We start from the raw sequence: 19937 nt of genomic DNA on the forward strand, positions 1-19937 counted from the left end.
AGCCTCGATATCGCCAGCATCGCGGCGGGCGGCGGCTCGATCGCCGGCGTCGATGGCAGCCGCACGCTGCGGGTCGGGCCGGAGAGCGCGGGTTCGGTGCCGGGCCCGGCCTGCTACGGCAATGGCGGGAAGGCCGCGACCGTCACCGACGCCAATGTCGTGCTGGGCTATCTCGATGCCTCGGCCTTCATGGGCGGCAAGCGCCCGCTTGACCGCGCCGCGTCGGAAGCCGCCGTCGATCGCATCGCCGCCGCGATGGAACTGTCGCGCATCGAGGCCGCTGCCGGCATCTATCGCATGATCAACCTGAACATGGCCGACGGCATCCGCCTGATGACGCTGCGCCGCGGCGTCGATCCGAGACGTTTTGCGCTGTTGAGTTTCGGCGGCGCCGCCGGCCTGCACGCGGCAGAGGTGGCGCGCGAGCTCGAAATCAAGCGCATCATCGTGCCGACGGTGGCCTCGGTGCTATCGGCCTGGGGCATGCTGACCAGCGATCTCCGCTACGAAGTCAGCCGTACCCATTACGGCGCCGGCGCGCGCATCACCGCCGATGAGGTGCGCGAACTGTTTGCCGGACTGGAGCAGCAGGCCGCCGGCCGATTGCGTTCCTGGTTCAACGGCCCGGTCTCAATCGAGCGCTCCGCCGAAATGCGCTACGGCGAGCAGATCTTTGAGATCGACGTCTCGCTCGACGGCCTCGACTGGAACGCCGCCGATCTCGTCGAGAAGATCGAGGACCGCTTTCACGTCAGGCACGAAGAATTATACACCTACGCCTCGCGCGGCCAGGAAGTCGTCTTCGTCAACGCCCGCGTCGCCGCCGTCGGCGAAGTCTCGCGGCTGGATTCTGAAGCGAAGCCGGCGTCTTCAGCGGCGACCTGCACGCCGCGCAGCCGGCGGCAAGCCTTCTTCGGCGGCTGGCGCGAAGTCCCGGTCTACGCGCTGGACGACCTGCAGCCCGGCCAGACCCTGACCGGCCCTGCGATCATCGAAGCCGAGACCACGACGGTGCTCGTCGACATCGGCGACCGCGTCGCGGTCAATGCGCTGGGCTGGCTGGATATCGAGTTACGCTGACGTAGGGTGGGCAAAGCGAAGCGTGCCCACCATTATGCTACCAACGCGGACCGATGGTGGGCACGGCGCAAACGCGCCTTTGCCCATCCTGCGCGGCTGCTCAATCGGTGCATTACCGGTTTCGGCCCCTACACGGCCAATCTCGACCATGAATACGGCCAAGACCCAATTGGTTCGCCAGCCACAACGGAATGGTTTCCTCTTGAGGTCCATAGCGTATCACTGGCACTACAGGTCCGCCGCATGGATCGACCCGGTCGTCCTCAGGGCGATAACGATATCGTGGAACAATATTATAGTCCCAGTAGGGAGCTGGTCTTACGATAGGCACCCTGATGATGGGTCTTTCGCGTGGTTCACGAACGACCTGGGCCGTCTGCGTATGCGCTACGGTACTAAACGCGCCCAGGTTACACAGGGCCAGGGCCGTCCCCAAAGCTACGATCGGTATCCTCATGCATCGACCTCCTTGCCACACACAGCTTGGACGCAACTCGGATATCCTGCGACGTTCGAGTTCGCGCCGCTGTTGAGCGTATATCGGACATCAAAGACACCGGAACCGCAACGTCTCATTTTGTGAAAACGTGCGCTACGCAGCGCCGGCAGCCCGGATGAGCGAAGGCCTCAAGGCTACCATGCGGCTTCGCTCATGCGGGCTGCGCAGCCAACATTTCAATTTAACAACCTGATCTGCCGCGCTATCATCGTCATCGCTGGGTGGCGTCACGAGCTCTTGGTAGCTTGGCGTTCGAGGGCATGTTGATGCAAATAATAACAAAAGCCGCAACTGCGCTGTATCTCGTCGTTGCAATGTTGGCACTCGCTCCCGCCGCGCAGCCGGCTAGAGCCGCCGGCGTCACCGACACCGAAATCCGCATCGGCAACATCATGCCCTATACCGGGCCGCTCGCCGCGTTCGCCTCGATCGGTCGGGCGGAGGCCGCCTATTTCGACATGATCAACGAACGCGGCGGCATCAACGGCCGCAAGATCAAGTTCATCTCGCGCGATGACAGCTCAAACCCGAGAACCGCGGTCGAGCAGACCCATGAGCTGGTCGAGCAGGAGCGCGTGCACCTGATGTTCGGCTCGTTCGGCACGCCGAGCAATCTGGCGACGCGAAGCTATCTCAACGAGAGAAGCATCCCGCAGCTCTTCGTCGCCTCCGGCGATGAGGAGTGGGCACATCCGAAGCGGTTTCCGTGGACGATGGGCTGGCAGCCGACGTTCCGCTCTGAGGGACGGATCTACGCCAACTACATCCAGGCCGCCTATCCGAGCCGGAAGATCGCCGTGCTCTGGCAGAACGATCAGTTCGGCCGCGATCTGTTCCGGGGATTGCAGGAGGGGCTCGGCTTCACCGCCAACATGATCGTCGCCGACATCGCCATCGACGCGGATATGTCGATCGATACCCAGGTTGAAATCCTGAAGAACTCCGGCGCCGAGGTGCTCGTGCTCAATTGCGCGCCGCCGATCTCGGCGCGCGCCATCCGCCGGTCGGCCGAACTGGGCTGGCATCCGCAGCTCGTGCTGGTCAATGCGGCGGCGTCGATCGCGAACGCGTTGCGGCCGGCGGGCCTGCAGAATTCCGTCGGCGTGATCTCCACGTCGTTTCTGAAGGATGCCGGCGATGCCACCTGGAAGGAAGATGCCGCCATCAGGGACTGGCTCACGTTCATGGACAAATATTACCCCGATGGCGACAAGGAAGACAGCAACGCCATTTTCGGCTACGCGGCGGCGGCAACCCTGGCGCAGGTCCTGATCCAGTGCGGTGACGACCTGTCGCGCGAGAACATCATGCGGCAGGCGGCGTCGCTGAAGGGATATCAGAGCCCGATCGCATTTCCGGGCATCGCGATCAATACCGGGCCGACCGATTTCCAGCCGATCAAGCAGATGCGGCTGGTACAGTTCGACGGCAATTCCTGGCAACCGATCGGCGACGTGATCGAAAGCGCGTTTGCGGCACGGCCGAGTGATAAGTGAGTGTAGGGTGGGCAAAGCGTAGCGTGCCCACCAGCTCTCCATACGCACGAACTGAAATGGTGGGCACGCTTCGCTTTGCCCACCCTACGACGCCCGTGCGCTACTTCTTCTGCCCGTAATTCAATAGCCCGCCCTTGCTCTTCGGCGGATGGGCGCGCAGGCCCTCCTCGTTGGGCTCGGTGCCCCAGCCCGGTCGGTCCGGCATGATGAGATGACCATCGACGATCTCGGGCACGTGGGTGAACAGTTCATGGTCCCAGGCGAGGCGATCGATGTCGGTTTCCATGATGCGCAAATTTGGCACCGCGGCCGAGAAATGCGCGTTCATCATGGTGCAGAGATGGCCGTAGAAATTATGCGGGGCGACGTTGACCTCGAAATGTTCCGCAGCGGCGGCAATCTTCATGGATTGCCAGACGCCGTTCCAGGGCGTGTCGACGATCGCGACATCCATTGCCTGTTCGTTGAAGTAGGGCAGGAACTCGCGCAGGCCCAGCAGCGTCTCGCAGGATGACACCGGGTGCGGGCTCTGGCGGCGGATGTAGCCCAGCGCCTGCGGGTTGAAGGTGTCAATCTCCACCCAGAACATGGACATGTCCTTGATGGCGCGCAGTATCTTCAGATAGCCTTCGGTCTTGGCGTTGAAGTTGAGGTCGAGCAGCAGATCGACATCGGGGCCGGCGCCATCGCGGATTGCTTCGAGATGCATGCAGAGGTTTCGCAGCACGGTGCGATCGACGTTGAGCTCGGGTTCGAACGGTGAGCCGAAGCCGGGCCGCCAGCCCTGCGGCTTGCCTTCGGTGTAGACGAAGATGTTGGTCTTCATCGCCGTAAAGCCCTTTTCGCGCACCTCGCGGCCGATTGATTTGACGCCATCGAGATCGGTAATGGCCGGCTTGAACCAGTCGGGATGGTTGATGCGCCAGGTCGCGCAATGCGACCAGTAAACGCGGATGCGGTCGCGGATCTTGCCGCCGAGCAGCTCGTAGCAGGGCACGCCGAGCGCCTTGGCCTTGACGTCGAGCAGCGCGTTCTCGATCGCGCCCAGTGCCAGCGCCACCACGCCGCCGGCGGCCGGCCGCGTCGCGGCAAACAGTTCGACGTAAATCCGCTCGTGCTGAAAGGCATTCTTGCCGACGACGCGTGCGCCAAGCCGCTCGATCGCGGTGGTCACGCCGGGCGCGCCAAAACCCTCGTCATACTCGCTCCAGCCGACGATGCCGTCCTCGGTCGTGATCTTGACGAAGTGGTAGTTCCGCCATCCGGCGTCGCAGGCAAGCGTTTCAACGCTGCGTACAGTCGTGGCCTTTTTCATGATTTCCTGCCCCGGAGCTTGTTGTTGTCGTTGGTCCGATAACAACAACGGAATGGCGGGGAGGTCAATTGCAGGGCGGCGCATGGGCCGCATGGCCGGAATGCGCTAGCCCTCCGGCCGAAACAGCGTCGCCTTCGGCCGCTCGAACACCTGCCGCCCGCTCTTGAATCCCATCAGCACATCGGGCAATTCCGCAATCGCATTCGTCCCGCAGTCGGTATCGAGAACGATCAGGTCAGCCGGATTGCCCGGCGCGATGCCATAGTCCCGCAGGTTCATCAGCCGCGCAGGCAGTTCGGTGACGAGATCGAGGCATGCCTCGAGCTCGCTGATCCCGGCATGCGCGACATTGGCGTAAAAGTTCGCCATCCGCAGCAGCGAGGCGTCACCGAACGGCGTGAACGGATTGAGCACGTTGTTGGTGGCGACCGAACAGATGACGCCGTCTTCGACCAGCTTGTGCGCCACCGTCAGCCCGCGCGGCGCGTTGTGCGTTGCGTCACGCCCCATCAGATAGAGATCGGTCGCCGGCAGCACCGTGACGGCGACGCCTGACTTGGCCAGCCGTGCCGCCGCCGCCTTCAGCCGGTCCGGCGGTAGCGCCGACAATTTGGTGGCGTGGCCGATCGCGACGCGGCCCTGATAGTTGCGCCGTTCGGTCTGCCGGCAGACTTCTTCGAGATGCCACCACGACGGATCGAGATCGAAATCGAGATGCAGGTCGACATCGACGTCGAACGCCTGCGCCAGGTCGAATACTTTCTCGAGATGCGCGTTCGGATCGGTGTCCATATAGGGACAGCCGCCGATCGCTTCGCCGCCGTCGCGCAGCGCCGCAACCAAAAGTTCCTCGGTGCCGGGATCGTTAGTCAGGCCTTCCTGCGGAAACACGCAGATCGAGAGATCGAGCGCCCAGCCATAGTCGCGCTTCAGCGCTTTCACCGCCTCGAAACCGCGCAAGCCGATGCGCGGATCGATCTCGACATGGGTGCGCATCCGCGTCGTGCCGTGAACGATGGCGCGCTCGATCACCCGCGCGCCGCGGGCATAGACGTCCTCCACCGTGAAATCACGCTTCATGGCGGCAACCGCGGCGATGGCTTCACCGACGCTGCCATGGTTGTGCCCGCAGCGGCCGAGCAGGCAGGCCTTGTCCAGGTGAATATGGGTGTCGACGAAGCCGGGCAGCACCAGTTTGCCGCCAACGTCGATCTCCGCCGCGTCGCAGGCGAGGCGGGGTTCTATGGCGGCGATGCGCCCGCCGGCGACGCCGATATCGACGGCAGTCGCTGAGGCCCGGGTCCTGGCGTTGCGGAAGATCAGGTCGAAGGCGGTTTTCGGGGTCATCGGGTCGGCTGTCTGGAGAAGGTTTCAATCTATCCGAAGCGGGAACACCGGACAGCACCAGATTGTGTGCAGTTCGGCGGTCAAATTGTTCAAAATATGTGCATGCAGTTTGCGGGCCGAACTGTAGTATCCTTGGGCATCAGGAGAACCCGTCATGTCCACCGCCGCCAAAGCCGAACGCAAGGAAATGTCCGATGCCGAGGTGGTCGAGGCCTATCTCACGGCGTCAATGATCCCCGATCCCGATGCCGCGTCGGCCTACATGAAGCCCGGCACTATCATCACCTTCACCGGTGGGCGGGAGTTCGACCATCCCCGCGGGCCGACCGGCTTCAACGCCAAGCGCTATCGCTGGGTCAAGAAGAAGATGGACCGTTTCGACGTGTGCCCCGGCGCGGACGAGACCGTCGTCTACAGCATCGGCACGCTCTACGGCGAATGGATCGACGGTACGCCGTTCGAAGGCAACCGCTATGTCGACCGCTTCGTGGTGAAGGGCGGCCAGATCGTGAAGATGGACGTCTGGAACGACAGCGCCGAGCGGATTTTGGTGCAGCGGGGAATCGAGGCGTGAGGGTTCCTCGCCGTCGTTGCGAGGAGCGAAGCGACGAAGCAATCCATCGCGCGGCATAACGGATAGATGGATTGCTTCGCTGGCTCGCAATGACGGTCAGCGCACCCGCACCACCTTCGGCATCTTCACCACGCGCTCGCCTTCGCCTTCCTCGGCATAGGGCGCCAGAATATCCAGCAGATCCCGGCCCCGCTGCGGGGCAGGGGCGACCAAGGCCCGGCTGGCGACGGAATCCAGATGGCTGTGCATCAGGCTCATCACCTTGGCCTCATCCCCCTTGACCAGCGCCGCGATGATCGCGCGGTGCTCGTTGATGGCGCATTCCGACGAATGCGGGCGGCTGTAGAGCGATAGCGTCAGGCAGCAGCGATAGGCGACCTCGCTGACATAGCGCACCAGGATCGGGCTGTTGGTCATGTTGGCGAGCAGGATGTGGAATTCCGTCGCCAGCCTGATGGAAACCGCATCCGAGCCGTCGCGCGCGCGGTCCTCGGCATCGACATGGGTGTTCAGCTCGGCAATCTGGGCCTTGGTGAGTTTGCCGGCGAGCTGGCGCACCACCAGTCGCTCGAGCTCGATCCTGATATCGAAGGCATCGCGTGCTTCCTGCCAGCTCGGCGTCGCCACCACGGCGATCCGGTTGCGGCGCAGCTCGACCAGGCCTTCGGCGGCCAGTTGCCCCAGCGCGTGGCGGGCGATGGTGCGGCTGACGCCGAACCGCTCGCCAAGCGAATCCTCCGGCAGTTTCGCCCCCGGTGCCAGCGCCTGCTCGATGATGGCGCGACGAAGCGCGCGGCAGATCAGCCCGACCTTGTCGGACGGCTCGGCGGTCTTGCTGGCGGGACGGGGCGCCATCGGCGAATCCTTGGGACGTGCTGCGAATGGCGCCTCTTATCACAATTGACGAGCAAGTGTGCGCCTCAATTGCATGCAGTTTGAGGGCGGAATTGCACAAAAGGAAGCCGCTGCACCGGATGGCAGATTGCAAGTTTCCTTGATTTGAAAGGCGAAATTCGCTGGCATCCGGCTTGCATGCACTTCCAGCCATGATGCGCATGCAACCACATTCCGAATTCGCCGGCGCGCCCGTTTCGGCCGCCGCCGCCCCGATCGCCATCGAACTGTCGGAAGCCTCCGTCACCTTCGGGCGCGGCGCTCGCGCCGTGCCGGCGCTGTCGACGACCACCTTGCGGATCGCCGATGGCGAGTTCGTTGCCCTCGTCGGTCCCTCCGGCTGCGGCAAGTCGACCATCCTGCGGCTGGTGAGCGGCCTGGTGCAGCCGTCATCGGGCGTCGTCATCGTCGGCGGCCGGGAGGTCGCGGCGCGGGCGATGCGCGTCGGCATGGCGTTCCAGAACCCGACCATGCTGCCGTGGATGTCGATCGAGCGGAACATCATGCTGCCGCTCAAGATCGTCGAGCCGTTCCGCTCGCAATTCCGCAAGCTGCGCAAGACCGAATTCCGCGACAAGGCCAATGCGCTGCTGGAGCAGGTCGGCCTTAAGGGATTCGGCAACCGCTACCCCTGGCAACTTTCCGGCGGCATGCTCCAGCGCGCCAATCTCTGCCGCGCGCTGATCCACGAGCCGCGCATGCTGCTGCTGGACGAGCCGTTCGGCGCTCTCGACCAGTTCACGCGCGAAGAACTCTGGTCGATCCTGCAGGACCTCTGGATCGCCCACAAGCCGACCGTGCTGCTGGTAACTCATGATCTGCGCGAGGCGGCGTTTCTCGGCAGCCGCATCTGCGTGATGAGCGCGCGGCCCGGCCGCATCCTCGACGACAGCCACGTCGACTTCGCCCGGCCGCGCACGGTGGCGATGACCTTCGAGCCCGACTTCGTCGCGCTGAACCAGAAGCTGCGCGCCTTCATCGTCGATGCGAGGACAGCGGCAACCAGGGGAGCGGCCTGACATGTCCGATTTCGATTATCGCCAAAAAGCCTGGTCGGCGGGACTGATCGTGCTGTTTTTCCTCGCCTGGGAATTGTTCTGCCTGATGACCGGGATGTCCGACCTGGTGTTGCCGCGTCCCTCGCAGGTGTTCGTCACGCTGGTCGAGAAATTCCCGATCCTGTGGCCACATATCCTGCAGACGCTGGCGACGACCATGATCGGTTTTGTCCTCGGCGTCGGCCTCGGCGTCGTGCTCGGTGCGATCATCGGCGTCTCGAAAACCGCTTACGACACGGCCTATCCGTTGCTGGTCGGCTTTTCCTCGATCCCGAAGGTCGCCGTGGTGCCGATCTTCGTCTTGTGGTTCGGCTCCGGCACGGTGCCGGCGGTGCTGACCGCGCTCTCGATCTGCTTCTTCCCGATCGTGGTCAACATCGCGACTGGGCTGGCGACGACCGAGCCGGAACTGGAAGACGTGCTGAAGGCGTTAGGGGCCAGCAAGCTCGACATTCTCTGGAACGTCGGGTTGCCGCGAACGATGCCGTTCTTCTTTGCATCCCTGAAGGTCGCGGTCTCCTACGCCTTTGTCGGCGCGGTGCTGTCGGAAACCGTGGCGTCCAACCGCGGCATCGGCAACGTCATGATGACCGCGTCCTCGAATTTCAACGTGCCGCTGGTGTTTGCCGGGCTGTTCGTGCTCGCCGGCCTCGGCGTCGCGCTCTACGTGATCTTTTCGCTCATCGAAGGGCGCGTCACCGGCTGGGCGACGCGCAAGAACGACGTGATCACGACCTGAACCAGGATTCCGCCCACCGTCATCCAACCCTTAATCGAGGAGATCGCCATGTTAGCCAGAGTAAGCGCCGCGCTGTTGGGAGTTGCCCTGTTCGCCGGCACCGCCAGCGCGCAGGAGACGACGATCAAGTTCACGCTGGGCTGGAAGACGCAAGGGTCGGACGCCGCGTTCTTCTATGCCAAGGACCACGGCTTCTTCAAGGAGGAAGGCCTCAACGTCGTGATCGACCAGGGTGAGGGATCCGGCGCCACGGTGACGCGCATCATGTCGGGCGCCTATGATGCCGGCTTCGGCGACGTCAACGCCATTATCCAGAATGCCTCGACCAAGCCGCAGGAAGCGCCTGTGATGGTCTACCAGATCTGGAACCAGCCGCCATTTGCGATCGTGACCAAGAAGACCAGCGGCATCAACACCATCAAGGATTTCGAGGGCCGCACGCTCGGCGGCGCGCAGGGCACGCCGACCACGCGGCTGTTGCCGGTGTTCGCCAACAAGAACAAGCTGGAAGGCGAGAAGATCAAGATCTCGAACATGGCGCCGAACCTGCAGGAGCCGATGCTGATCAAGGGCGATATCGACGCGGCGCTGGTGTTCAACATCACGAGCTACTTCAACCTGATGCTGAACCGCCAGGACCCCGACAAGGACTACAAATGGTTCTCGTTCGGCGATTACGGCCTCGACCTCTATTCCAACGGCCTGATGGTGTCGCGCAAGCTGATCGCGTCCAATCCGAAGGCCGTCGCCGGCCTCGTCCGCGCCGTCAACAAGGGCATGATCGCGATCGCCAAGGATCAGAACGCCGGGATGAAGTCGGCGGTGAACTACGACAATCTGATCAATGCGGACGTCGAGAAGCGCCGCCTGCAGTTTTCGTTCGACAGGCTGATCGTCTCGCCCGAGATGAAGGAGATCGGCGTCGGCGACGTCAAGGACGACCGCATGGCCCGCGCCATCGGCATCATCGTCGAAGGCTACCAGCTCGCCCGCGCGCCCGCGCCGTCGGAGATCTTTTCGCGCGAATTCCTGCCGCCACGCGCGGAGCGAGAGTTGGTCTATACGGCGAATTGACGGGCAGATATCCTGCTGTCATTGCGAGCGCAGCGAAGCAATCCATGCCTCTGCGCGGGGATAGATGGATTGCTTCGTCGCGGAGCCTGTCATCGGGCGCGCATTCGCGCGACCCGTTGGCTCCTCGCAATGACGGAGTGCTGCTATGACCATGGAAATCGCCGCAGATAGTCTGTTCTCCGATCGCGGCCTGCTCGAAAACGTCGTGCTGCGGCACGACGGCGGAACCATCACCTCCATCTCCGGGACCGCGCCGCCCACGACGACCCCGCGCTCCCTCGTCCTTCCCGCCTTCGTCAACGCGCACGACCACGCGCGCGCATCCGCGTCCTCCTTTGGCGCGGTCGGCATGCCCCTGGAAAGCTGGATCTTCCGCACGGCGCTCGGCACGCCCGTCGATCCCTATCTGACGGCAGCCTCCGCATTGGCGCGCTCGGCGCGGGCAGGCTGCGCGGCGATGATGATCCATTACACCCGGCCTAGCGGGGTTATGCCCCTGGTCGAGGAAGCAAAGGCTATCGCGCGGGCAGCGTCCGACGTCGGCATCCGCATCGCCTTTGCACTCGCCGTCCGGGATCAGAATCCGGTGGTGTATGGCGACAGCGAGCCGGTGCTCTCGGAACTTTCCCGCGATGATCGCAGGACGGTCGAAGACCTGTTCGTCCGCGCGCCGATGTCGCCCAAGGCATATATCGAGCTCACGGACGCGATCGCCTCGGCCATTGCCGGGCCCAAGATCGACGTGCAGCTCGGCCCCGCCGGCGTGCAGTGGTGTTCAAAACCGCTGCTCGAGGCGGTGGCTGAAAATTCGGCGCTGGCCGGCCGGCGCATTCACATGCATCTGCTGGAAACCATCTATCAGCGCGGCTGGGCGGACCAGCATTTTCCCGATGGCATCGTCCGCCATCTCCGCGACATCGGTTTCCTGTCGGAGCGGCTGACGCTGGCGCACTGCATCCATGCCCGTCCTGACGAAATCGAGATGATCGCCGCCTCCGGCGCGCGCATCGTCACCAATTTCTCATCCAACCTGCACTTGCGCTCCGGCCTTGCCCCGATCGCCGCGGCACATAAATGCGGCTGCGCTATCGCGGTCGGCGTCGACGGGCTGGCGCTGGACGAGGACGATGACGTGCTACGCGAGATGCGGCTGGTGCAGATGATGCACGGCGGCCTTGGTTTTGATCGAACCTGGACCGCTTCCGAATTCCTCGCGCTTGCGATCGCCAATGGCCGCAAGGCAACGGGCGCCCCCGGAACCGGTGCGCTTCTGCCCGGCGCGCCGGCCGATTTCGTCACCCTCGATCTCGACCGGCTCGACCGCGACCGGATCATGCCGGTCGACCCGATCGATCTCCTGTTCGCGCGCGGCAACGCGTCGCTGCTGCGCGACGTGGTGGTGGACGGCCGAAAGATCGTCAGCGACAGTCGCTGCACCGGCGTCGATCTTCCTGCCATCGAGCAGGAACTTCGCGGCATCTACCGCGCCAGCGCCGGCAAGCTCTCCGGCTTTCAGCGCGCCTGGCCAACGCTGTCGGCCTCGCTGCAGCGCTGGTTCGAAGCGCACCTGGATTGCCGCTAGGCCGTCGCGCCTCCGTCCCGCGCCTCCTTTCAGTGATTTCCGTTTTGCGGAACAAAATTCCGCTTGCATCGGATTTCGCGCAAGGTTGTCATGCTCAGCAACAAGAATCTGAACTGACAGCGATATCGCGCGAGAGAATTCAAGCGCGAACGCGAGGGGCACCGGGAACGTCCATGTCTTTCCACAAGCTGCTGATCGCCAACCGCGGCGAGATCGCCATCCGCATCGCGCGCGCGGCAGGCGACGCCGGGCTCGCCACGGTGGCGATCCATTCCGCCGACGATGCGCAGTCGCTGCATATCCGCGCCGCCGACGCCGCCTGTGAAATCCCCGGGCGCGGCGCGCGGGCCTATCTCGATATCGAGGCGGTGATTGCAGCCGCCAAGGCGACCGGGTGCGACGCCATTCATCCGGGCTATGGCTTCCTCAGCGAGAATGCCGCGCTCGCCCGGCGCTGCATCGAGGAGACCATCGTTTTCGTCGGGCCGTCGCCCGAGGCGCTGGATCTGTTCGGCGACAAGGCGCAGGCCAAGGCGCTGGCCAGGCAGTGCGGCGTTCCCGTCATCGAAGGAACCAGCGGGCCGACCAGCCTGGAGGAGGCCAAAGCCTTCCTGCAATCGTTGGGCGCGGGTGGCGCCATCATGATCAAGGCCATCGCCGGTGGCGGCGGTCGCGGCATGCGCATCGTCGATGACGTGGAGAGGCTGGAGGAGGCCTATGCGCGCTGCCAGTCCGAGGCCAAGGCTGCCTTCGGCAGCGACGGCGTCTATGTCGAGCGCCTGATCCGCAATGCCCGCCATATCGAGGTGCAGATCATCTGCGACCACCACGGCGCGATCAGCCATCTCTGGGAGCGCGAATGCACCATCCAGCGCCGCAACCAGAAACTCATCGAGGTCGCGCCGAGCCCGTCGCTGAACGATGCCTTGCGCACGCGCATCATCGACGCCGCCAAGGATCTCGCGGCCGCCGCCAACTACGACAATCTCGGCACGTTCGAATTCCTCGTCGACAACGACGCCCGGGGAAGCGACAAGGCGTTCGCCTTTATCGAGGCCAATCCGCGGCTGCAGGTCGAGCATACCGTCACCGAGGAGGTGCTCGGCCTCGATCTCGTGCAGTCGCAGCTTGCGGTCGCGGCCGGCGCCACGCTCGGCTCGCTCGGCCTTGCGCAGGGCTATATTCCGCGCCCGCGCGGTTTTGCGATGCAGCTCCGCGTCAACATGGAGGTGATGGACGAAACCGGCGGCACAAAGCCCACCGGCGGGAGGCTGGACGTATTCGACCTGCCGTCTGGCCCGGGTGTTCGCGTCGATACGTTCGGTTATTCAGGCTACCGGACCAGCGCCGCCTTTGACTCGCTGCTCGCCAAGGTGATCGTACACTCGCCCGGTGGCAACTGGACCGACGTGGTGCACAAGGCCACGCGGACGCTGCGCGAGTTCCGGATCGACGGCGTCGCCACCAACATCTCCTTCCTTGCGGCGATTCTGGCGCATCCGGATTTTGCCGAGAACCGTCTCAGCACCGGCTTCATCGACAAGCATGTTGCGTCTCTGGTTGGCGAGGCCAACACGACGGCCGAGACGGAACTGGTCGAACCCGGCAGCGCCGCCGATGACGAGACACTCGCCGCCGCGGTCGCGGCATCGGCAACCGGCCCGGAAGGCTCGGTCGCGGTGCCGGCGCCGCTGCAGGGCACGATCGTCGCTGTCGACGTCGAGGAGGGAGACCTCGTTCGCCCCGGCCAGCAGATCGCCGTGCTCGAATCCATGAAGATGGAGCATCTGGTGACGGCGCCGCATGGCGGCCGGGTGCTGCAGATCGCAGCCGGTGCCGGCGTGACGCTGATGCAGGACGAGGCGATCCTCTATCTCGAACCGGCCGAGCTCGACGCCCATGATATCGCGGAGGATGAGGATTTCGACCTCGATCACATCCGTCCGGATCTCGCCGAACTGATCGAGCGGCACGCCATCACGCTCGACGAGAACCGCCCCGCCTCGGTCGAGCGCCGCCGCAAGACCGACCAGCGCACGGCGCGCGAAAACGTCGCCCATCTTGTCGATGAAGGTTCCTTTGTCGAATACGGTTCGCTGGCCATCGCTGCGCAGCGCCGCCGCCGCACGGTCGATGATCTCATCCGCAACACGCCGGCCGACGGCCTGATCTCCGGCGTCGCCACGGTGAACGCCGAAAAATTCGGCGCGGATGCCGCGCGCTGCATGGTGATCGCCTACGACTACACCGTGCTCGCCGGCACCCAGGGTCATATGAACCACAAGAAGATCGACCGCATGCTGAGCCTGGCCGAGCAATGGCGGTTGCCGCTGGTGTTCTATGCCGAAGGCGGCGGCGGCCGACCCGGCGATACCGACAGGCTCGGCATGACCGGTCTCGATGGGCCGTCCTTCGTGCAATTCGCGAAACTCTCAGGTCTCGTGCCGGTGATCGGCATCGTCTCCGGCTACTGTTTTGCGGGTAACGCCGCAATGCTCGGCTGTTGTGATGTCATCATCGCGACGAACAACGCATCGATCGGGATGGGGGGACCTGCGATGATCGAGGGCGGTGGCCTCGGCGTTTATCACCCGGCGGAGGTCGGGCCCGTGTCGTTCCAGTCGCCGAACGGCGTGATCGACATTCTGGTCGAGGACGAGGCGAAGGCGACCTCAGCGGCGCAGAAGTATCTGTCCTATTTCCAGGGCGCGGTTGCCGACTGGAAGGCGCCGGACCAGCGCCTGTTGCGCCGCGCGATTCCGGAGAACCGCCTGCGCGTCTACGATATCCGCAACGTCATCGATCTCCTCGCCGACGAAGGCTCGGTGCTGGAAATCCGTCGGGATTTCGGCGTCGGCATGATCACCGCCTTCATCCGTATCGAAGGCAAGCCGTTCGGCCTGATCGCCAACAATCCAAAGCATCTCGGTGGCGCGATCGACGCACCGGCCGGCGACAAGGCCGCGCGTTTCATGCAGCTTTGCGACGCCTTCGACATCCCGATCGTATCGCTGTGCGACACGCCGGGCTTCATGGTCGGGCCCGAAGCGGAAAAGACCGCGATCGTGCGCCATGTCGCGCGCATGTTCGTTACCGGCGCGAGCCTGACCGTGCCGCTGTTCGGCATCGTCCTGCGCAAGGGTTACGGCCTCGGCGCGCAATCCATGATCGGCGGCGGCTTCCACGCCTCGTTCTTCACTGTGGCCTGGCCGACCGGCGAGTTCGGCGGCATGGGGCTCGAAGGCTATGTCCGGCTCGGCTTCCGCAAGGAGATGGAAGCGATCGAGGACCCGGCCGAGCGCGAGGACTACTACAAGTCCAAGGTTGCCGAGCTCTACGCCAACGGCAAGGCGGTCTCGATCGCCTCGGTGCTGGAGATCGACGAGGTGATCGATCCCGCCGACACAAGGCAGTGGATCATGGCGGGGCTGCGCTCGGTGCCGAAACCGGACGCACGTGCGGCAAAGAAGCGGCCGTGTATCGACGCGTGGTAGCTCTTCGTAGGGTGGGCAAAGGCGCAATAGCGCCGTGCCCACCATCTATCGTCGAGCACGCTTTTTGATGGTGGGCACGCTATCGCTTTGCCCACCCTATGGACTGCGGTGCTCGCAAAGACGGTGGACGGTTTGACGCTCGCCGTAAGAAAATGCTACCCGAGCCTCAGCTCGTCATACCCCTTCGCCGCGACCTCATCGCACCTTGCACGATACGCCGGCGCGCTGCCGCTGTAGCGGGCGACGATGCGGGTTTGCTTGCCCTCGACGTTGGAGTTGATGCCGGTCATCCAGGAATTGACCTCGTTGGAGAGCAATCCCTCGCCGAGCGCCTTGACGTGGTCGGTCCAGGATTTCACGCCCTCCGGCGTCGCCTCCAGCCGCGTCAGTCCGTTTTTCATCGCGAACAGGATCAGCCCGGTCACCCAGTCGACGCTGTATTCGATGCTGCGCGGAATGTTGCCGAGCGCCGTATGGGGCCCCATCAGCATCAGCATGTTGGGAAATTCATGCACCATGATGCCGAGATAAGTCTCAGGTCCTTGCTTCCACTTGTCCCGCAGCCGCGCGCCGCCAACCCCGCGAAGATCGATCTTGTCGAAACTGCCGGTGATGGCGTCGAAACCGGTCGCATAGATGATGATGTCGAATTCGTATTCCCGATCGCTGGTCCTGATGCCATCAGGCGTGATCCGGTCGATCGGCGTTTCGTTGATGTCGACCAGCTCGACATTGTCCTGGTTGTAGACCTCGTAATAGAAAGTCTCCAGCGGCAGCCGGCGCGTGCCAAAGCCGTGATTGGTCGGGATCAGCTTTTCAGCCACCGCCTGATTATTCACGCGCTGGCGAATCTTGCGCGCAACGAAATCCGAGATCGTCGCGTTCGCCTTGCGGTCGATCAGGATGTCCTTGAAATTGCCCTGCCAGATGCCGAAGCCGCGCTCGCCGTAAAGCTTCTCGTAAAACGCCTCACGCTCCGCGTCCGACACCTCGAACGCGCCGCGCGGATCAGGTGTATGCAGGAAGCAGGCAAAGGTCTCCTTGCAGCGCGCGAACATTTCCGGATAGCCCGCCTTGATCTTTGCCTGCGTCTCGGCATCGATCTTGCCGTTGTGCAGCGGCGCGCACCAGTTCGGCGTGCGCTGGAACACCGTGAGATGGCCGACCTGTCCGGCAATGGTCTGGATGGTCTGCACGCCGGTGGCGCCGGTCCCGATCACGGCGACGCGCTTGCCGGAAAAGTCCACCGGCGCCTTCGGCCACCGCGCGGTGTGGAAGGAGGCGCCCTTGAAATCGTCGCGGCCCTCGATCCGCGGCAGCGTCGGCGTCGACAGCGGCCCGATCGCGGTGATCAGGAAGCGCGCGCTGTACCTGGCGCCATCCTCCAGTGTGATGGTCCAGCTCCGCGTATCTTCCTCGTACACCGCAGCCGCCACCCGGCTGCGAAACTGGATATCGCGGCGCAGGTCGAACTTGTCGGCGACATGGTTGAGATACCGCAGCGTTTCCGGCTGGCCGGCAAAATGCTCCGACCATTCCCATTCCTGCAAAAGCTCCTGGGAGAACGAATAGCCGTAGGAATAGCTCTCGGAATCGAAGCGCGCCCCGGGATAACGGTTCCAGTACCAGGTGCCGCCGACCTCGGTGCCGGCCTCGAACACCCGCACGCGCAAACCTCGTTCACGCAAGCGGTAGAGCTGGTAAAGCCCCGACATGCCCGCGCCGATAATGATGGCATCGAAATCCGGAATCGGCGTCGCTCCCGCGTTTATGGTTTGCGCCAAGGCTATCCGCTCTCGCAGCCGTGGACAAACCCCGCATGGACGCGTGGCAGGGTTGCAGGTTTGCCGCCAGCCTGCGCCGATCAGCTTTACTCGCGACCACATCTGCCCCTATCGTCGGGGTATGGAGCGCCCGGCAAGCGGCGACGGCAGGAGGGGAGAGAAGCGATGGCTGAGGCGCTGCGCAAGTTGGCCTCGATCGATGTCAGCGATCCCCATCTCTATCAGAACGACATTTGGCGCCCGCTGTTCGCGCAACTACGCCGTGACGATCCCGTGCATTATTGCGAGGCCTCGCCGTTCGGGCCGTATTGGTCGGTGACGCGTTACGACGACATTTTTGCAGTCGAACTCGATCACGAGAATTACTCGTCGAGTTCGGAGCTCGGCGGTATTCAGGTGGCCGACCAGCCCAAAGGCCGCGAGATCTCCAATTTCATCCGGATGGACCCGCCCGGTCACACCGCGCAGCGCCGTACCGTCGCGCCAATCGTGGCGCCGTCCAATCTCGCAAATTTCGAGCCGCTGATCCGCAAGCGTACTTCCGACGTGCTGGATGCGCTGCCGCGCAACGAGACCTTCGACTGGGTCGAGCGGGTCTCGACCGATCTCACCAACATGATGCTGGCGACGCTGTTCGATTTCCCCTGGGAAGATCGCATGAAGCTGACCTGGTGGTCGGATGTCGCGATTGCCAATGTCGAATCGCCTGATGCCGTGGTGCACTCGGAAGCCGAGCGTTACGATGAACTGGCCAGGATGGGCGAGTATTTCCGAATGCTGTGGGATGCGCGTGCGGATGCGCCGCCGACCTTCGACCTGATTTCGATGCTGGCGCATTCGGAGGCGACGCGTCATCTCCAACCGCGCGAGTTCATCGGCACGATGGCGCTTCTGATCGTCGGCGGCAACGACACCACCCGCAATTCCATGAGCGGCGGGTTGATGGCGCTAGTCGAAAACCCCACGCAGTTCGAGTTGATCCGCGCCCGGCGCGAATTGATCCCGAACCTCGTGTCCGAAATCATCCGCTATCACACGCCGGTGCTGCACATGCGCCGCACCGCGCGCAACGACGTCGAGCTCGCCGGCCGCCGTATCGCCAAAGGCGACAAGGTCGTGATGTGGTACATCTCCGGCAACCGCGACGAAGCCAAGATCGACCTCGCCGACGAATTCATCATCGACCGCGCCAAGCCGCGCCAGCATCTTTCCTTCGGCGCCGGCATTCACCGCTGCGTCGGCGACCGCCTCGCCGAACAGCAGATCCGCATTCTCTGGGAGGAAATATTGGCAAGAGACCTTCGTTTTGAAATCATGGGCCCGCCGCAGCGCCTCTATTCCAATTTTATCCGCGGCATCCGCTCGCTCCCGGTAAGGATTGTCAGGTAACAAGAATGAACAAGAACGATCCCGTTGACGTCCTCATCATCGGCGCCGGCGCATCCGGTGCGGCGGTGGCGTGGAGTCTCGCCGAAACAAAAATGCACATCCTCTGCCTCGACCAGGGCGGCTGGATGAAGCCGTCGGAATATCCTAGCACCGGGCGCGACTGGGAGGCGAAATTCTACGGCGAGTGGTCGACCAGCCCGAACATCCGCGGCCGGCCCGAGGACTATCCTGTTAACGACGACAACTCGCAGATCAAGGTGGTGAACTTCAACGGCGTCGGCGGCTCGACGGTGATGTACACCGCGCACTGGCCGCGGTTGCATCCAAGCGACTTCAAGGTGAAGACGCTGGACGGCGTCGCCGATGACTGGCCGATCGATTACGACGCACTCACCCCGTTCTTCGAGGAGAATGACCGGATCATGGGCGTCTCGGGCCTGTCGGGCGATCCGTTGTCGCCGCTAACGCATCCGCCGATGCCACCGCAGCCGCTGGGGCTCTCCGGCCCGCTGATCGGCAAGGCCATGAACAAGCTCGGCTGGCACTGGTGGCCATCGGACACCACGGTGGCGACGATGGATTACGAGGGCAGGGCGCGCTGCATCAATCTCGGCCATTGCACGCCAGCCTGCGCGCAGGGCGCAAAGGCTTCGACCGACATCACCTATTGGCCGCAGGCGATCCGCGCCGGCGTCGAGCTGAAGACCCATTGCCGCGTGCGCGAGATCCTCACCAACGAGCACGGCATGGCCTCCGGCGTTGTCTATTACGACCAGGACGGTGTCGAACAGTTCCAGCCGGCCGAGGTCGTCATCATCGCCTGCAACGGCGTCGGCACGCCGCGGCTGCTGTTGAACTCGGTGTCCGGCCGCTTCCCGAATGGGCTCGCGAATTCATCCGGCCTGGTCGGCAAGAACCTGATGTTCCATCCCTATGCGCAGATCTACGGTTTTGTGAAGGAGCCGACCGACAGTAACCGCGCGCCGCCGACCTGCCTGTGGAGCAAGGAGTTTTATGACACCGATCTCTCGCGTGGTTTCGTCCGTGGCTACGGCATCCAGTTCGGCCGCGGCGCCGGGCCGGTGTTCGAAGCGGTTGCGAGCGAGCAGAAGGGTATTCTGCCGTGGGGCGAGGATCATCACCGCGTCTTTCGCAAGCTGAATGGCCATCGGCTCGCGGTATCAGCGATCTGCGAGGATCTGCCGGAGGAGCACAACCGCGTCACGCTCGATCCCGTGCTGAAAGACAGCCACGGAATCCCTGCGCCGAAGATCGACTACACGATCAGCGAGAACAGCCGGAAGATGATGGACCATGGACTGGCGCGCGGCCGGGAGATTCTCGAAGCGGCCGGCGCCACCGACATCTGCATCAACAACCCGATTCCCTGGGGCGGCTGGCATCTGCTCGGCACCGCGCGGATGGGCACCGATCCCTCGCGCTCCGTCGTCAATGAATGGGGGAGGTCGCACGACGTAAAAAACCTCTTCATCGTCGACGGCAGCGTGTTCGTGACCTCAGGCGGCGTGAATCCGACCTCGACCATCCAGGCCATCGCGCTCTACGTTGCCGACCAGATGAAGCAACGCCTTGCCAACCTCTTCGATTGAGA

Annotated in this window: 14 protein-coding genes; 10 read left to right on the plus strand and 4 right to left on the minus strand. The window is 63.7% G+C overall.

Features of this window, described 5'->3' with window-relative positions:
• Together CQ12_RS00930 and CQ12_RS00935 are read left to right on the plus strand one after the other, a co-directional pair.
• A partial coding sequence (locus CQ12_RS00930) for a hydantoinase/oxoprolinase family protein (RefSeq protein WP_198164036.1) occupies positions 1-1080 on the plus strand: 1080 nt, incomplete at its 5' end.
• Between the two features lie 765 nt (positions 1081-1845).
• Positions 1846-3075, plus strand: coding sequence for an ABC transporter substrate-binding protein (locus CQ12_RS00935; RefSeq protein WP_157087924.1), 1230 nt, complete (start codon positions 1846-1848; stop codon positions 3073-3075).
• A 100-nt stretch (positions 3076-3175) separates the two neighbouring features.
• Here CQ12_RS00935 and CQ12_RS00940 read toward each other — a convergent pair whose 3' ends face one another.
• Both CQ12_RS00940 and CQ12_RS00945 read right to left on the minus strand, forming a co-directional pair.
• Entirely contained in the window at positions 3176-4390 is a 1215-nt protein-coding gene (locus tag CQ12_RS00940) for a mandelate racemase/muconate lactonizing enzyme family protein (RefSeq protein WP_057833492.1), read from the minus strand.
• Between the two features lie 105 nt (positions 4391-4495).
• On the minus strand, positions 4496-5737 hold the full coding sequence (locus CQ12_RS00945) for an amidohydrolase family protein (protein WP_057833493.1): 1242 nt from the start codon (positions 5735-5737) through the stop codon (positions 4496-4498).
• A gap of 154 nt (positions 5738-5891) precedes the next feature.
• Here CQ12_RS00945 and CQ12_RS00950 point away from each other — a divergent pair, with 154 nt between their 5' ends.
• On the plus strand, positions 5892-6311 hold the full coding sequence (locus tag CQ12_RS00950) for a nuclear transport factor 2-like protein (protein ID WP_057833494.1): 420 nt from the start codon (positions 5892-5894) through the stop codon (positions 6309-6311).
• A gap of 96 nt (positions 6312-6407) precedes the next feature.
• On the opposite strand, the gene CQ12_RS00955 is transcribed toward CQ12_RS00950, so the two are convergent.
• Complete coding sequence (locus CQ12_RS00955) at positions 6408-7166, minus strand: GntR family transcriptional regulator (protein WP_057833495.1); 759 nt, start codon at positions 7164-7166, stop codon at positions 6408-6410.
• A gap of 194 nt (positions 7167-7360) precedes the next feature.
• On the opposite strand from CQ12_RS00955, the gene CQ12_RS00960 reads away from it, so the two are divergent.
• The 5 genes from CQ12_RS00960 to CQ12_RS00980 all read left to right on the plus strand — a co-directional run bounded on the left by CQ12_RS00960 (position 7361) and on the right by CQ12_RS00980 (position 15152).
• On the plus strand, positions 7361-8224 hold the full coding sequence (locus CQ12_RS00960; RefSeq protein WP_057833605.1) for an ABC transporter ATP-binding protein: 864 nt from the start codon (positions 7361-7363) through the stop codon (positions 8222-8224).
• 1 nt (position 8225) lies between these two features.
• Positions 8226-9002 carry an ABC transporter permease gene (locus CQ12_RS00965; protein ID WP_057833496.1) on the plus strand — a complete coding sequence of 259 codons (777 nt, stop codon included), beginning with the start codon at positions 8226-8228 and terminating at the stop codon, positions 9000-9002.
• 48 nt (positions 9003-9050) lie between these two features.
• Positions 9051-10076 carry an ABC transporter substrate-binding protein gene (locus CQ12_RS00970; RefSeq protein WP_057833497.1) on the plus strand — a complete coding sequence of 342 codons (1026 nt, stop codon included), beginning with the start codon at positions 9051-9053 and terminating at the stop codon, positions 10074-10076.
• 145 nt (positions 10077-10221) lie between these two features.
• Entirely contained in the window at positions 10222-11658 is a 1437-nt protein-coding gene (locus tag CQ12_RS00975; RefSeq protein ID WP_057833498.1) for an amidohydrolase family protein, read from the plus strand.
• Positions 11659-11831: 173 nt separating this feature from the next.
• Positions 11832-15152: a carboxyl transferase domain-containing protein gene (locus tag CQ12_RS00980; protein ID WP_057833499.1), complete on the plus strand. Its 3321-nt coding sequence runs from the start codon at positions 11832-11834 to the stop codon at positions 15150-15152.
• A 155-nt stretch (positions 15153-15307) separates the two neighbouring features.
• On the opposite strand, the gene CQ12_RS00985 is transcribed toward CQ12_RS00980, so the two are convergent.
• Positions 15308-16936 carry a flavin-containing monooxygenase gene (locus CQ12_RS00985; protein ID WP_057833500.1) on the minus strand — a complete coding sequence of 543 codons (1629 nt, stop codon included), beginning with the start codon at positions 16934-16936 and terminating at the stop codon, positions 15308-15310.
• Positions 16937-17101: 165 nt separating this feature from the next.
• Between CQ12_RS00985 and CQ12_RS00990 the strand changes: the two genes are divergently transcribed.
• Together CQ12_RS00990 and CQ12_RS00995 are read left to right on the plus strand one after the other, a co-directional pair.
• Positions 17102-18325 carry a cytochrome P450 gene (locus CQ12_RS00990; protein WP_057833501.1) on the plus strand — a complete coding sequence of 408 codons (1224 nt, stop codon included), beginning with the start codon at positions 17102-17104 and terminating at the stop codon, positions 18323-18325.
• A gap of 5 nt (positions 18326-18330) precedes the next feature.
• Complete coding sequence (locus CQ12_RS00995; RefSeq protein ID WP_057833502.1) at positions 18331-19935, plus strand: GMC family oxidoreductase; 1605 nt, start codon at positions 18331-18333, stop codon at positions 19933-19935.
• The last annotated feature ends 2 nt before the right edge of the window (positions 19936-19937 follow it).

It is taken from the genome of Bradyrhizobium jicamae (genome assembly GCF_001440395.1).
In the GTDB taxonomy this organism is placed as follows: domain Bacteria; phylum Pseudomonadota; class Alphaproteobacteria; order Rhizobiales; family Xanthobacteraceae; genus Bradyrhizobium; species Bradyrhizobium jicamae.